Here is a 14534-nt window from a genome sequence, read left to right on the forward strand (position 1 = left end):
CCGCTGGTTCCTTTCGTTAGGACTGGGACGTTGAAGACTCGTAGGCAGCAGGCTGCGCATCGACCTGTTGCCCATCTGAAAGCCCGGTGTGACGGCCAACGACGACCTTGTCGCCAGCCCGGACTCCAGAGAGGATTTCCACGTGAGTAGGTGTCTGGAGGCCGACGGTGATGGTTGCAAGGTGGATCACACCGTTACGCACGACGTATACCTGTTGCACGCTGGTGCCGAGACCGTCGACCGCATCGATGGGAACGCTCAGCACGTTGTGCCGGTTGGCCAGGTGAAGGTGAACCTCAGCGTACATTCCGGGGAGCAGCAAATTGTCCGGGTTCGACACGTCGACTTCGGTATCCATGGTGCGCGTGGACATCTGTACGGAATTTGAGTAACGGGTGACTTTACCCTTCAGCGTTTTCCCCAAACTAACCACGTCGACGTCGACGGATTCGCCGTCGCGAATTCCGGCCACATCTGCGACGGGAACCGGCAGAATGAGCCGGAGCAGATCGTTCTGTGCGAGGCTGACTACGGGCATGGACTGCGTCTGTGAAGAAATGCCTGCCTGAATCATGGAGCCGGTATTGGCATAGCGCTTTGTCACAACGCCGGTGAACGGAGCCCGAATGGTTGCATATTGCATCATCGTTTGAGCGCGGGCATATTCGGAATCTGCTTCGGCTTTGCGTTCCTGGGCCGCCTTCAGTTCGGAATTGGCACTCGCAAGCTGTGCAGTTGCTTCGAGGCTGCGTGACTGGGCTACGTCTATGTCCTGCCTCGGCACTAAACCCTTGTCACGTTTGGCCACATCCTGGATGCGCTGGAAGGATAGTGAGGCGATATTTGCGCCTGCTTCGGCGCGTTGTACCGAAGCATGAGCAGTTACGATCGCAGCCTCAGCGGCGGCGACTCCGGCCTTTGCCCGCGCGACGTCATCTCTGATCTCGGGCACTTCAAGCGTTGCAAGCACGGCATTCGTGCGGACATGATCGCCTATGTCCACGTTGATCTGTTTCACGTAACCTGCCACCTTGGCCATTACATCCACTTCCTGGAAAGGATGAAACTCAGCCGTGAGTATCAGGTCGTTTTCAAGCGTCGCAGGCCCGACAGTAGCCACAGGAACGGTGGTTAGCACGGCGGACTGCTGTTTAGACTGACGGCAGGCAGTCAGTGACAGCGCGATTATGCTGAGCCAAAGGGTATGTCTCACGTGCTTCATGCGTTGTGCCTCTTAGTTCAAGAGACCGGCAGCGAAATCGAGTTCAGCGCGCCTGCTCAGGTAGGTGTAGTTGGAGTCGGCCGCTGAGATTTCTGCGGAGGTTTCGTTCAGTTGTGCTTCATTCAGCTCCACGATGCTGCCGAGTCCCGCATCGTAGCGGTCCTGGGCCAGGTGCAGAGCTTCCTTGCTTTGCGCTACCAGCCGCGCTGTCACATCCAGACTCTTTTGAGCTTCGTCGGCGCGAAACCATGCGTCCCGCACCTGCTCACTCACTTCGAGCCGAACGGCCTGAACGTCGCGGCTTCGTGCCTCTGCTTCCTGTGTGGCCTCGGCGCGGCGTGCTGCGAACAGACCACCGTTCAACACGGGAACGTTCAGATTGAAGCCGATCCCCGCATAACTGTCCTGCAGGGTGCGATCGCGATACGGGATCTGGCCAGCAGCTGCGAGGATATTCAACGTGGGGTAGCTAAGGCGTTTTTCAGCTGCCGCGAAGTGTTGTGCAGCCTGTTGCTGCGATTGTGCGGCCCCAAGGTCCGCACGGAACGAATATCCCTGCTGGATCAATTCATCCGGAGATGGAGGTAGTGGCCCAGGATTTGTTTCGTCGGCCAGCATGGCTGTTACAGGCTGATCCATACCCATGGCCGTGCCGAGACGCGCACGCTGTTGAGCCACCGCACTCCGTGCATGGACCACTGCGAGATCTGCTTCGCTCACAAGGACATTTGCGAAATGTACATCCAGTGAAGAGCGCAGTTCGCTCTTCGCCAGGGCAGTGAGCTGCCGTGCGACCAGCGCACGATTATCGCGTGCAGCCTGGGAAGCCTGTAGCACAGCTTCCGCTCCCAGTACCTGGAAGAAAGCTTCTCGCACATTCAGGCGGACCTGCGCCCGGGTCAACGTAGCGATTTCTCCCTGCGCCTGCGCGGTGGCTTTCGCACTGCCGATCAAGGCGCTGGTGCGGCCAAAGTCCATCACAAGCTGCGAGAGATTGCCCCCGTAGGCGAGCCGATCCGAAATGGATGATGTCGTGATGTTGCCGGCGGCCGTAGAAGTTCCGGTATCGGCAACCTGCGCGCCGGTTGCATTGAAATTGACAATTGGCATGAGTGCGGACCTCGCTTCACGAATCCGCTCTGCAGATGCCCTCGCTCTGAGCTGAGCCGCGAGCATACGCGGCTGGTTCGCAAGCGCGGTCGCTTCAGCCTGCACAAGCGTCATGGCCTGTGCTGTGACTGATGGTTTTGTCGCCTGCCCAAACAACTCACCGCAGCAAGACATAGCGAGCATAACGAAGGGAAAAGATGCGCGCAGCATGAGCGTGAGACGATGGCTGCACTGAGAGCTGCGCGATCCTGGCGAGCGGTGGTCTACATGCCTTTCCACCTTCAGCATTGTTTTTGGCTTCTCCTGGATGTTGTGCGCCTATCGAGCCGCAACGTTCTGCTGAGTCGATAACACCTCGAGTAGCGCGGTGCTTCCGCTCCACACCTTGGGAGAACCATGCGATGAGACCAGCGTGAGGGTGGAAGGAGTGCTCGAAGAGCCGAATTCCGTTGCTGCAGTTCCCACAAACCCATACTGCCCACAAGCCGATGCAGAATAAATACCGACAGAGACTTCCGTGTCGCTACCATCACAGCGACCGCTTGCGATGAGGTGTGCATATACGCCGCCCCGCTTGTTGTAAGCGACGACATCTCCGTCTGCGTTCCGCACCTCTTTTTCGAAGGGTGTCAATTGGTCGCCGCCGATCTGTGTTGTGGTTCCTGACGAATCGATATCCGATGCCTGCGGCTGAAGCGCTTCGCGGCTGGTGATCGGATCGGCCATGGCCCGAACCGTCACATCGAGGGGCACTGCTGTGCCGCGAATCTGTACGGAATCGAAGTGTACGGTGAGAACGGATGCCTTTTGGCGGGCATATGGTGTCTTGTCGTAGGTAAAACCGACCGCGGACGCGATATGTCCGGAGACCCTTGCGCCTTTGGGAAGCGAGGCTCCATTGGGAAGCTCAACCTGCTGTGTCGTCTTCGCTGATACGGTATCCCCGACCTTCGAATGGTCGGCGCTGATCGTTCGCGTGAAAACAATGGGAATGGTTGTCGGGGCCTGCAAGGCGGGGCCAGATGAAGCTGTCTGGGCAAGTGCCGCGGAGCAGGACAGGAGCAGGGCAGAAAGCGCTACGCGATGGATCATGGATCACCTCCGTTGCCAAGGAATCTTGGCTATTCGCAGTGAAACACCAGGTTCTCTGACGGCACCTTACAAAACTCTGACATCATCCCTTTACCTATTGCCTCGCTCCTCAGCTTGAGAAATCATGATGTTAGAGCGTTATGGTGACTGGAACAGCACGCGTAAGGATCTTGATTATCGAGGACGACCGGAAACTTGCCGCCGCCTTGAGAGCGGGTATCGAAGCTGTAGGGTATGAAGTTCTGACCGCAGCTTCCGGCGAAGAAGGCTTCTTTCTTGTGCACAGCGTGCGCCCTGATCTTCTAGTGCTCGATCTCACTCTGCCCAGTCGAAATGGATTGGACATTCTGCAGCAAATTCGCGCAGAAGGTATCGACATCCGCGTGCTTATTCTCACCTCGCACGACACGGTCGAGGACAGGGTTGCAGGCCTGAAGACCGGAGCGGATGATTATCTCGGCAAACCGTTCTCCTTCCCGGAACTGGTAGCGCGCATCGATGCTTTACTTCGCCGCTTTGCAGCCACAACGCCATCTACTCTCCTTACGATTGCCGATCTTGCGATCGATACACGAGCACGAACCGCAACGCGGAGCGGGCGAAAGCTCGATCTGACGGCGCGGGAATTTGATCTAGTGCTTTATCTTGCGGAAAACCATGGACGCACGGTTTCCCGCGAAATGCTGGCGCGGGATGTCTGGCGGGAGACCTCGCGGTACACACCCATCGACAACGTAATCGATGTACAGATAGCCCGCCTGCGACGAAAAATCGACGATCCCTTTCAGGTAAAGCTGCTTCAGACGATTCGAGGGATGGGGTTCAGCCTGCAGGAGACGCAGCCGTGAAGTTTTTGCGACCGACCAGCCTGCGCAGCCGCCTGACACTGTGGTACGTGTCGATCCTGGCCGTGCTGCTTTTTGTATATGCCGCACTGGTCTTCGTTTTTCAATATGGGGTGCTGTCGCGTCAACTCCTTCATGATGAAGTACAAGATATCGTCACTGTTGAAGGTCTCTTGCACTTCGCCAACGATGGCACATTGCGTCTGAGCCAGGATTACTTTTCGCGTCCGCAATCGCACCTGCTGGTCGACAGACTTATGGAGGTGCGTGACCTGGATGGCAATGTGCTCTACCGTAGCCCCACGTTGAAAGGCATGCCGCTGGGAGGAGTTAATCGCAGGCACGAGGGCGATACAGGTTTCGATGAGCGAATCGTGCAATTGGAAGACGGCACGCATGTCTTTCTCGTAAGCCACATGCACTCCCTGCAAGGGAAAGCTTTATTGATCCGTCTTGGATACAGCCTGGCCCCACTGCGCGCGCGAATGATGCAGTTTCTGCTGCTCCTGCTCGTAGCGATTCCTCTGGCACTCCTTCTTGCCGGCGTGGCCGGTCAGTTGATTGCCCGCAGTGCGCTTCGACCGCTTGAGAACATGACTCAACTGGCCGCAGGCCTTACCGCCAATCGCCTGAGCGGACGACTGGAAATACTCAATCCTGAAGATGAGCTTGGCCTTATGGCCAAGGTATTCAACCAGCTTCTGGATCGCCTGGAGCAGGCATTTCAGCAGCTACAGCGTTTTACCGCGGACGCTGCGCATGAGCTTCGTGCGCCGCTCGCGGCACTGCGGGCGGTCGGGGAAGTCGCCCTCGAGCGGAACGCGGGCGAAGACGCTTGTCGCCGTGCTCTGGGAGACATCCTAGAAGAAACGCAACGTCTCAGTGAGACGATTGACAGTCTCCTTCTACTCGCCCGGGCAGAGGCCACGCAAAACTCGTCTGAGACGGAAACCTTTCAGGTGACCGTACTCAGCGACGAAGTCGTGGATCTGCTCAGCGTCGTTCTCGAGGAGAAAAAGATCACAGTTCTGCGCATTGTCGAACTAACTCAGCGGTCGCTCGTGCAGGCAAATCGCAAACTGTTGCGCGTGGCAATTCTTAATGTTCTACATAACGCGCTTAAGTTTTCTCCCGACAACTCTATTCTGCGCATCGGCTATGAATACGTGGAAGGTACTTCACCAAAGCTTCGTGTCACCATCCACGACTCAGGACCAGGGCTCCAGAAGGGTGAGCACGAAAAGGTATTCGATCGCTTTTACACTGGTCCGGATTCGTCGGCATCTCCACACCGGGGTATGGGACTTGGCCTATCCATCGCCAAACTAATCGTAACGAGGGACGGGGGAGCGATCTGGTTCGATACCGCTGTCGAGCGTGGTGCAAAATGCGTCATTGAACTACCTCCTGCAGATATCAAGCCGCAGATCGGAGTCTAGAAGAGTCCTGCACATCCGTGGAAGCTGTAGAGCCGCTTTCCATCTCCCGTTTTCTCTCTGATTCAGCGCGAGACCGAGCTTTTCCAATGCGACCAGTGTTCGTAAGTGTCTTCTTTTCAGGTGACAAGTCTCGATCGTTCTGCAGCCAGAAGCGAGATCAATCGACATTCCCTTGTTGGGAAGCGAGAAGCTGGTGTGGCTGCTGCAAAATGTGCTGATTGTCGGGATGTAGACCAGATCGACAGCCTTTCCCTGTTGATAGAGGGAAGTGAAGCCGGAAGGCCCGTTGATGGACAATATTGCCGGAACTGACGACCATGAACCATAACTATCGGCGGGCGTTCATTCTTTACTTGAAGGACCAAATCAGGGTGGCTGGTATAGGTCTTCTGGACCTCCGGTCCACCGCGCCATCCCTTGGTTCGATTGACGCAGCTCGACGTGTGTTGATAAGTTAGGTTTAATGAAGCGCGTTCAACAATCCGACTGCCGTTGTTGTTGTCGCTTCGTCTCACCGCTCGGTGAATGATCAGGTTTTCCCGCCTCGCCTGGAATGTTCTTTCTACTTCCGCTAAGGCGACCCGCCTCATCCGCCGTCTCTAGTCCAATATTTTGATTGGATTCTCCGGCTCCGGTCTCTCTCGATTACGAATAAGGATCAGTTCGATATGCAAGTTCCGTTCTTTCCGGCGGGCGCGTCGCGCCGTCTTAGAAGCTTTTTGCCAGTGTTTGCCTATGCATTGCTTGCTGCCTTAGTGGTGCTCCTCCCGGCATTTTCCGCGTTTGGCCAGATCGTTACCGCGTCAGTCCGGGGTACAGTTCAAGACCCTGGAGGCGCCGTGATCGCGGGTGCGTCGGTAGACGCACTCAATACCGCTACCGGAGTACGCAACCATGTTGTTGCCGATGGCGGGGGCCGATTTGTATTCGCCTCGCTCGCGCCCGGAGGTCCGTACACGATCACGGTGACAGCTAACGGCTTCAAGAGCGAGGATCGCACCGGTATTCATCTCGAGGTGAACCAAGTCGTGGACTTGGAGATCCCGCTGCAGCTTGGTAGCTCACAACAGCGCGTGGAAGTACACGCAGATGCAACCCAGCTCGAAACGTCGACCGCCGCGCTCGGGCAGGTAATCGACAATCGCAACATCGTGGATCTTCCGCTTAACCAGCGCAATGTCTACTCTCTGATCTTCCTCATGCCGGGTGTTACCGGCAGCGTGACCTACCAGTACAACAGTCTGAACATGTCAGTAAATGGAGGCCGTCCGGGTGCGACGAATCTCCTGCTCGACGGCATTCCATCTTCACCACCGCTCATCGTTCCCATCGGTGGTTTCGGAGCTTTTCCTTCCGTTGACGCTGTGCAGGAGTTCAAGGTCCAAACATCTTCCTACTCCGCTGAGTTCGGCCGCAGCGGCAGCGGTATCGTGAACGTGATTCTCAAGTCGGGAACCAACGATCTGCACGGGAGCGCGTATGACTTCCTGCGCAACTCCGCTCTTGACGCGAACAATTGGTTCTCCAACCACAACGGTACCGCGCTCCCAAGCTTCAAACGCAACCAGTTTGGAGGCAGTGTCACTGGACCAGTGGTCATCCCTGGTCTCTACCACGGCCGCGATAAGACTTTTTTCATGTTTTCTTACGAAGGCCTGCGCCAGGGTACCGGCTCGACGCTTACGACTACTGTACCGACCGCGCTCGAACGCACCGGCGACTTTTCACAAACTTCCTATACGATCTATGACCCAGAGACGACTGTTTCAGGAGCATCGACAAATTCGGGTTATCAACGAACCGCATTCGCAGGGAACAAAATTCCCGGTAACCGTATCGATTCGGTCGCGGCGGCTGTCGTGAACTATTACCCAGGGCCGAACCACGCCTCGACTGCTGCCGGGCTGAACAACTTCTTCGCTGCAGGCGTGCAAACGCTCAATATCGATACCTACGACACGCGTGTGGACGAGGTCATCAATGATCGCAACCGTTTCTTTGTGCGTTATTCGCGGCGTAACTTGCAGCAGCCACCCGTGCTTTATTTTCCGGCAGCGCAGCAGGTGGCCGAGGGAGGTAACTCAGAACCGCAGACTTCGAACAGCGCTGCGATCGACTACACGTTTACGGCCAGCCCAACATTCCTGGTCGACATCCCCTTTGGATTCTCGCGCACGGCGATTAACTTCGTGCCTGTGAGCGCTGGTTTCAATCCAACTACGCAGCTTGGCTTCCCCGGCTATATCGCATCGAATGCTGATCATCTGCTTTTCCCCGGCATTGCACCGACTAACTACTACACGCTCGGGGATGCCTCGCAGGGAGAAACCCGCGCCGGTGGCTTCAACATCTTCTCGATCGGTGTGAACAACACGAAGGTTCAGGGGAACCACATCTTCAAGTTCGGAGGAGCAGCGTGGCTCCTGCAGGCTAACGATGTCGAGTCGGGAGCATCAACCGGCAGCTTCAATTTTACGAACGCGATCACTCAGGGGCCAGATCCGGACGTCGCAGCGGCAACAAGCGGGAATGCAATCGCATCGTTGCTCCTAGGTGTTGGCAGCTCCGGAACATATACCATCAACTCGAAGAACGCTGCGGCGAGCAGCAAATATTACGGTCTCTATGTGCAGGATGACTGGAAGGTGCAGCACAATGTCACCTTCAACCTGGGTCTGCGCTACGACCTCGACATTCCCCGCACCGAGCGATACAACCGGATGGAGACCTTCGATCCGAATATCGCCTCGCCACTCGCTCAGACCGCGGGCGTTGCGGGACTGAAGGGCGGAACGGTCTTTGCTGGTGTAGACGGTCTCAGCCGCCGCCAGTTTGCGCCTCAGTACCACAACTTCGGACCGCGATTCGGATTCTCCTGGCAAGTCGATAATGATAGTGTCGTCCGCGGCGCTTACGGCGTCTACTACGGACCGTCGATGCGTTCGGCAGGCGCGACGATCGGCCAGGAAGGTTCCAGCGCAACCACGACCTACACCGGCAGTGCGGATGGATTGACGCCATCTGTCTATCTCAGCAACCCGTTTCCCAACGGACTCAACCAGCCGGCCAACAGTAGCCAGGGATTGCTCACCGGAATTGGATCCTCGTTTGAGAATTCACTTCGCGGTGACAATAAGGTGGGCTACACAGAAAATTGGAGCTTCGGTGTCCAGCGCCAGTTGCCATTCCAGGTTCTTCTGGACGTAGCCTATGTGGGCAGCCATGGCGTGCACCTGAACAAATCGGGCGAGTCGGACTGGAATGCCAACCAACTCACGCCTGCCACGCTGGCTCAGGGTTCCGCTCTTCAGTCGAAAGTTGCCAATCCATTTTACGGCATCATTACAACCGGAACGCTTGCCGGCAAGACCGTGCCACTTAGCTATCTCGAAGCGCCATTCCCGCAGTTCACGGCAGTGTATCTTTCCTATCTCACCGGCGGATATGCAGACTACAACAGCTTCCAACTCAAGCTCAACAAGCAGCTCTCGCATGGGTTAAGTGCGCTGGTGTCCTATACGGGACAGAAACAGATCGACGATTACTCCGGTATCGAAAACGTTGGCAACATCACGGGCGGTATTCAGAACATCTACAACCCGCGCGCGGAGCGTGCTGTTTCATCAAACGATGTTTCCGAGAACCTGACTATTAGTGCGATCTATAGCTTGCCATTCGGCCGTGGGCAAGAGTTTGCCTCGCACCTCAACCGTCCACTTGACCTCGTCATCGGTGGCTGGCAGGCCAATGGCATCCTCACAGAACACAGCGGTTTCCCGATCTCTGTTTCCGCGTCGAACACCTCGGATGCCGGAAATAACGTTGAGCGTCCTAACCTCACCGGCAAGTCTCCCAAGACCAGGGGGTCGGTGGAGTCGCGTGTGAATGACTACCTGAATATTGCAGCGTTCTCCCAGCCGGCAGCTTTCACCTTTGGCAATGCGCCGCGCACTCTCTCGGATGCGCGTACGCCGGCGACGCACAATCTCGACTTCTCACTCTTCAAGAGCTTCCCTGTAACCCAACAGGTGCATGCCGAGTTTCGAGCGGAAGCCTTTAACCTGTTCAACCAGGTCGTATTCGGAGCGCCGACTACGAGCATCACATCCACCTCCTTCGGTGCGATTACCAGCCAGCTCAACACACCCCGCGAAATTCAGTTCGCATTGAAGTTCCTCTTCTAATGCAAGTGAGATCACTCGATTTTGAATTTCCTTGGAGATTTGTATGACCGATACCATCAAGACTGCGAGCACCACACGCCGTGAATTTATGCAGAGCACGCTAGCAGTAGCAGGAACTATGTTGGCAAGTGCTCCGCTGGCACGTGCGGCCGCGACCGAAAGGCGCCCGAATCTCATCTTTTTTCTCGGAGAAGGCCAGCGGGCTGACGCGCTCTCTATCGCCGGTAATCCCATTTTGAAAACACCGAACCATGATCGGGTCGGCAAAGAGGGCATTCGATTCCGTAATGCTTTCTGCACGAATGCCTTGTGCGCGCCTGCGCGTGCCAGCATTCTCAGTGGCCGCTACTCGCGCTCGACGGGTGCGCTCTCGAACGATGACTTGAAACGGCCGCTGCCCTCAGATGTCCCGCTCTTCACCGACCTGCTCAAGCAGGCCGGGTACGAGATTGCCATCCTCGGCAAAGTGCACGTTCACAATGGCGTCGAAGAGCGGAACTGGGATTACTACTTCGGACACAACAACCCGGGCAACAATTACGCCAATCCGTTCTTCAAGGAAGGCCGCAATGGACAGGTCGGCGATGAGAAGCAGTATTTCGGGGTTTACCCTGACGATCTGACCGTAGACAAAGCACTCGCCTGGCTTGAACAGGATCGAGGCGACAAACCGTTTTGCCTTCTGGTCTGGTTTGTAGCGCCGCATGAGCCCTTCTTCCGTGCACGCCGTCATTTCGATCTCTACCGCGATACGGTGATCCACAAACCAGCGACCTTCGACGATGATCTGAAAGGCTGGCCCGGCAAACCGAAGGGTTTCATCGACGCCGAGAATAAGATCGGCACCACGCCCACCCATGTTGCATGCGGTTCTCATGAAGGTATCGTCAAGGATTACTACGCGGGTCTCGTTGCGGTCGATGACAACATTGGACGCATCTTCGATTACCTGGAGAAGAAGAACATTCTCGACGATACCGCCATCGTGCAGAGCTCGGACCACGGCTATTTTCTCGGCGAGTGGCGTCTCTTCGACAAGCGCCTCATGCATGAGCCATCGATCCGTGTGCCTTTGCAGATTCGATACCCGAAGCGGATCCCCGCTGGAACCGTACGCGACGAGATGGTCCTTGACATCGACCTTGCGCCGACATTCCTCGATCTTGCCGGAGTGTCTGCACCCGAGCACCTCGACGGCAAGAGCGTTCTGCCGCTCGCGAAGCAACAGGACCCTCACTTCCGAGAGGAGTGGTACTACGAATATTACGAGTGGCCAAACCCGGAGCGTGTTCGTCCGCATCGCGGCATCCGTACCGAACGCTACAAGCTCATTCACTACCACGAGGATCCGCAGGAGTTCGAACTCTACGATCTTAAGAACGATCCGGACGAAACGAAGAATCTCTACGGTATGCCGGATCAGGCGGCGGTGCAGAAGCACCTCTTTGAACGTCTGGACGCCTTACAATCGGCGGTTCCGAAACACGCAGTTGTCTAGGGCTTTGCAGAAGGCGCGGCGGCGACATCGAAGCCGCGCCTTTCACTTTGAGGTCTCAATGATTGATCCGTTCACTATCGATATAAGTGATTGAACTGGAAGAGAAGATCACTTATAGTTGCCAGCAGATACATGAAGCGTTTCTCCAACAAGTTGCTCGCTTTTTCCAGCGCTCCTCGCGCTGCGCGAGTCTGTTGTTGCTACTACCAGTAGCGGTTCTTACTTTCTCTCTTAACATCTCTTTTTCATAAGTTCTCGTGTGTGGGCGTGCGTGTGCAGCGCACCGCATGGGCGTTGCCAACGTTGTGCACACCTTTCCGAAAGGTAGGTTATGAAGTCCTTGCGTGGCTTTAAGTCTTTGGCGATGTTGGGTGTCGTGTTCACGTCATCCGCTTTATGGGCGCAGGTTCCCAGTCCGGAGCAGTTCTTCGGATTCAAAATGGGCGATGACCACAAGTTGGCGCGCTACGACAAGATCGTGGACTACTTTAACGCGGTCGCGGCAAAGTCGGACCGGGTGCATGTGAGGAATCTCGGCCCAACAACATTGGGCAAGCCTTTCGTGATGGCAGAGATTTCATCTGGCGATACAGTTGCGCATCTCGACCACTACAAAGATCTCGAAAAGAAGCTGTACTTTCAGGGTGGTGCGCCGACTGACGCGGAGCGTGACACCATTCTGGCTTCGGGCAAGGCTGTGGTGCTGATCACTAATAACATCCACTCGACCGAGATCGGGAGCTCGCAGGAATCCGTGGAGCTCTTGTACAAGCTCGCTACTGACGATTCACCGCGGGTAAAGAAGATCCTCGACAATGTGATCCTGTTGTTGGTTCCTTCGCTGAATCCTGACGGCCAGCAGCTGGTGGTGGACTGGTACAACAAATACCTGGGCACTCCGAACGAGGGGGCACAGACGCCGTTTCTGTGGCATCCGTATGTGGGTCACGACGACAACCGGGACGAATACCTGTTCTCACAAAAGGAAAGCCGGCTGATCGCCGAAGTGCTATGGCATGACTGGTTCCCATCGGTGTGGCTGGACGAGCACCAGCAGGGCAGTGAAGGCTCGCGAATCTTCACGATGCCGGCGACGGATCCGATCAACCCGAATGTCGATCCGCTGATCTACAGGCTGACAACGGTGTATGGGCAGGAACAGGCCGCTGCACTGGAGCTGGCGGGAAAAGACGGAATCACCTACAACTCGACCTATACGAACTTCTGGCCGGGAGCCATGGCCTGGACGGGCTGGTGGCACAACCAGATCGGGCTGCTGACGGAGGTAGCAAGCGCACGAATCGCTTCTCCTATTTATCAGAAGAAAGCCGACTTGAAGAAGGATCTTGCGGAGGCGCAATCGGCCTCGGGTGGACGATCGCTTGAGGCTCCGGACAGGTTCGCTTCCGGCGAGCAGAGACCGACCGGGGCGGAGAACGATCCGCTGCCGGCGCCGAAGGATATTACCGCACGGCTTGATTATCCGCGGCCATGGCTGGGCGGCGAATGGCGCCTGAAGGACATTGTGGACTACGAGTTGATCGCAACGCTCGCTCTGCTGGATACGGCGGCCGATAACAGGCCGCAATTGCTGACTCAGATCTACGGCATCAATCAGCGGACGATCGCGGAAGGGAAAGACGGAGATATCGGTTTCGGTACAGGCAAGGCTTATGCAGCGATATTGCCACTAGACGGGCAGCATGACGAAAACGAGATTTCGCAGCTCGTGGACAAGCTGCTCATCGGCGGCGTGGAAATTTACAAGTCCAATAAGGACTTCGAGCAGGACGGTCATAAATACGCGGCCGGAAGCTATGTGATCCCGTTCAACCAGGTGTTCGGCCGGTATGTGAAGGACCTGTTGGAGAAGCAGACTTACCCGGAAGTGCATAGGGCACCGGGTGCTCCGGCTGAAGCTCCTTATGACGTCTCGGCATGGTCGCTGGGTTTGCAGTTTGGGGTGAACACGGTGTACGCGAAAACTTCGTTGCCTCAGGATCTAGCTCTTGAAAAGGTGGAGCAGGCTCCGAAGCCCAAGCTGGAGGCAGCGAAGACCAAGGGCGGATGGGTGCTGGATTACAACGGTGCGGACGATGCGCGGGTGGTAAACCGATTGTTAAAGGCTGGTGCTCATGTGAGCCTGGTGCGCGATAACACGAATGGTCGCGCGTATGCAGTCGTGAGCGGCAGCTCGAATATCTTCCATGATGCGACCGCGGATTACCAGGTGGTCGATGCGACTGCGGCTCCGAAATTGGATGCAGGCGTGGCTGTGCGGCAGCCGCGAATCGGGCTGTACCAATCCTGGACGGCCAATATGGACGAGGGATGGACGCGGTGGGTATTGGAGCACTATGAGTTCCCCTACACGACGCTCCACAACACCGATGTGAAGTCGGGCAAGCTGCATGATCGCTTCGACGTGCTGGTGCTGCCCGATGCACGAGTCAAAGAGATACTGGGGGGGCGGGACAATAAGACAACGCCGACCGAGTACAAGGGCGGCATCGGCGAAGAGGGCTGGAAGTCAATCGAACAATTTCTTCATGACGGCGGGACGGTCATTGCATTGGGGGATGCCTCGGACCTGCTGCTGAACAAGTTGCCGTTACCGGTAAATGATGTGAAGGCTACATTGAAGCCGGCGCAACACTTCGCTCCCGGAACCATCGTGAACCTGCAGGTGGACACGACCAGCCCCATCGGCCTCGGCGTCTCTCCGGCAACCTACGGGTTCTATATCAACTCTCCCTTCTTCCAACTCACCGAGGGGTTTGCATCGCAGCAGGTGGACGTGGTCGCACGCTACCCGAACACCGAAGTGAAAGCCTCAGGCTGGCTGCGAGGAGAGGAGTTTCAATTGGGACAGGCAGCGGTGGTTTCTGCGCGATTGAACCCTGGCAAGGTAGTCCTCTTTGGAATTCGCCCGCAGCACAGAGCTCAGACGCATGCCACATTTCCGCTCTTCTTCAACGCTCTGTATTGGTCGACAGAGCAGGATGGTACGGGGAGTGGGGCTGCGGTCCCCGGCAAAGGAGCACACGGCGAATAGGTACTCGTGTTGTGAGGGAGTGGGCGAGGGTTAAACTCCTCGCCTATTCCTTTGTCACTAAGCGCAACACAGAGGAGTTGTACAAGCTT

At 56.4% G+C, this 14534-nt stretch carries 8 protein-coding genes; 5 read left to right on the forward strand and 3 right to left on the reverse strand.

Going from position 1 to position 14534, the window contains the following annotated elements:
* Positions 1–16 precede the first annotated feature (16 nt).
* The 3 genes from LJD29_RS13175 to LJD29_RS13185 are packed head-to-tail and all read right to left on the reverse strand — an operon-like array spanning position 17 to position 3424.
* Complete coding sequence (locus LJD29_RS13175) at positions 17–1222, reverse strand: efflux RND transporter periplasmic adaptor subunit (protein ID WP_446742001.1); 1206 nt, start codon at positions 1220–1222, stop codon at positions 17–19.
* Positions 1223–1234: 12 nt separating this feature from the next.
* The gene (locus tag LJD29_RS13180; protein ID WP_446742002.1) at positions 1235–2620 is read right to left on the reverse strand and encodes a TolC family protein; all 1386 of its coding nucleotides are present in this window, start codon (positions 2618–2620) and stop codon (positions 1235–1237) included.
* A gap of 30 nt (positions 2621–2650) precedes the next feature.
* A complete protein-coding gene (locus tag LJD29_RS13185) occupies positions 2651–3424 on the reverse strand; it encodes a hypothetical protein (protein WP_446742003.1) in 774 nt (257 codons plus the stop codon).
* 140 nt (positions 3425–3564) lie between these two features.
* On the opposite strand from LJD29_RS13185, the gene LJD29_RS13190 reads away from it, so the two are divergent.
* The 5 genes from LJD29_RS13190 (at position 3565) to LJD29_RS13210 (ending at position 14445) form a co-directional block, all read left to right on the forward strand.
* On the forward strand, positions 3565–4272 hold the full coding sequence (locus LJD29_RS13190) for a response regulator transcription factor (protein WP_446742004.1): 708 nt from the start codon (positions 3565–3567) through the stop codon (positions 4270–4272).
* Positions 4269–5708 carry a sensor histidine kinase gene (locus tag LJD29_RS13195; RefSeq protein ID WP_446742005.1) on the forward strand — a complete coding sequence of 480 codons (1440 nt, stop codon included), beginning with the start codon at positions 4269–4271 and terminating at the stop codon, positions 5706–5708. The genes LJD29_RS13190 and LJD29_RS13195 overlap by 4 nt, the downstream gene beginning before the upstream one ends.
* 668 nt (positions 5709–6376) lie before the next feature.
* A complete protein-coding gene (locus LJD29_RS13200; protein ID WP_446742006.1) occupies positions 6377–9892 on the forward strand; it encodes a TonB-dependent receptor domain-containing protein in 3516 nt (1171 codons plus the stop codon).
* Positions 9893–9935: 43 nt separating this feature from the next.
* Positions 9936–11390, forward strand: a complete 1455-nt coding sequence (locus LJD29_RS13205; protein WP_446742007.1) for a sulfatase family protein — start codon at positions 9936–9938, stop codon at positions 11388–11390.
* A gap of 331 nt (positions 11391–11721) precedes the next feature.
* Positions 11722–14445, forward strand: coding sequence for a M14 family metallopeptidase (locus LJD29_RS13210; protein WP_446742008.1), 2724 nt, complete (start codon positions 11722–11724; stop codon positions 14443–14445).
* Positions 14446–14534: the final 89 nt, after the last annotated feature.

The organism is Silvibacterium acidisoli, assembly GCA_022870745.1.
GTDB lineage: Bacteria > Acidobacteriota > Terriglobia > Terriglobales > Acidobacteriaceae > Silvibacterium.

What these genes read in the sequence shown, in the direction of transcription:
- LJD29_RS13185 (WP_446742003.1), bottom strand. Translation starts at nt 3,424, where the DNA reads ATGATCCATCGCGTAGCGCTTTCTGCCCTGCTCCTGTCCTGCTCCGCG.
- LJD29_RS13175 (WP_446742001.1), bottom strand. Translation starts at nt 1,222, where the DNA reads ATGAAGCACGTGAGACATACCCTTTGGCTCAGCATAATCGCGCTGTCA.
- LJD29_RS13200 (WP_446742006.1), top strand. Translation starts at nt 6,377, where the DNA reads ATGCAAGTTCCGTTCTTTCCGGCGGGCGCGTCGCGCCGTCTTAGAAGC.
- LJD29_RS13205 (WP_446742007.1), top strand. Translation starts at nt 9,936, where the DNA reads ATGACCGATACCATCAAGACTGCGAGCACCACACGCCGTGAATTTATG.
- LJD29_RS13210 (WP_446742008.1), top strand. Translation starts at nt 11,722, where the DNA reads ATGAAGTCCTTGCGTGGCTTTAAGTCTTTGGCGATGTTGGGTGTCGTG.
- LJD29_RS13180 (WP_446742002.1), bottom strand. Translation starts at nt 2,620, where the DNA reads ATGCTGAAGGTGGAAAGGCATGTAGACCACCGCTCGCCAGGATCGCGC.
- LJD29_RS13190 (WP_446742004.1), top strand. Translation starts at nt 3,565, where the DNA reads ATGGTGACTGGAACAGCACGCGTAAGGATCTTGATTATCGAGGACGAC.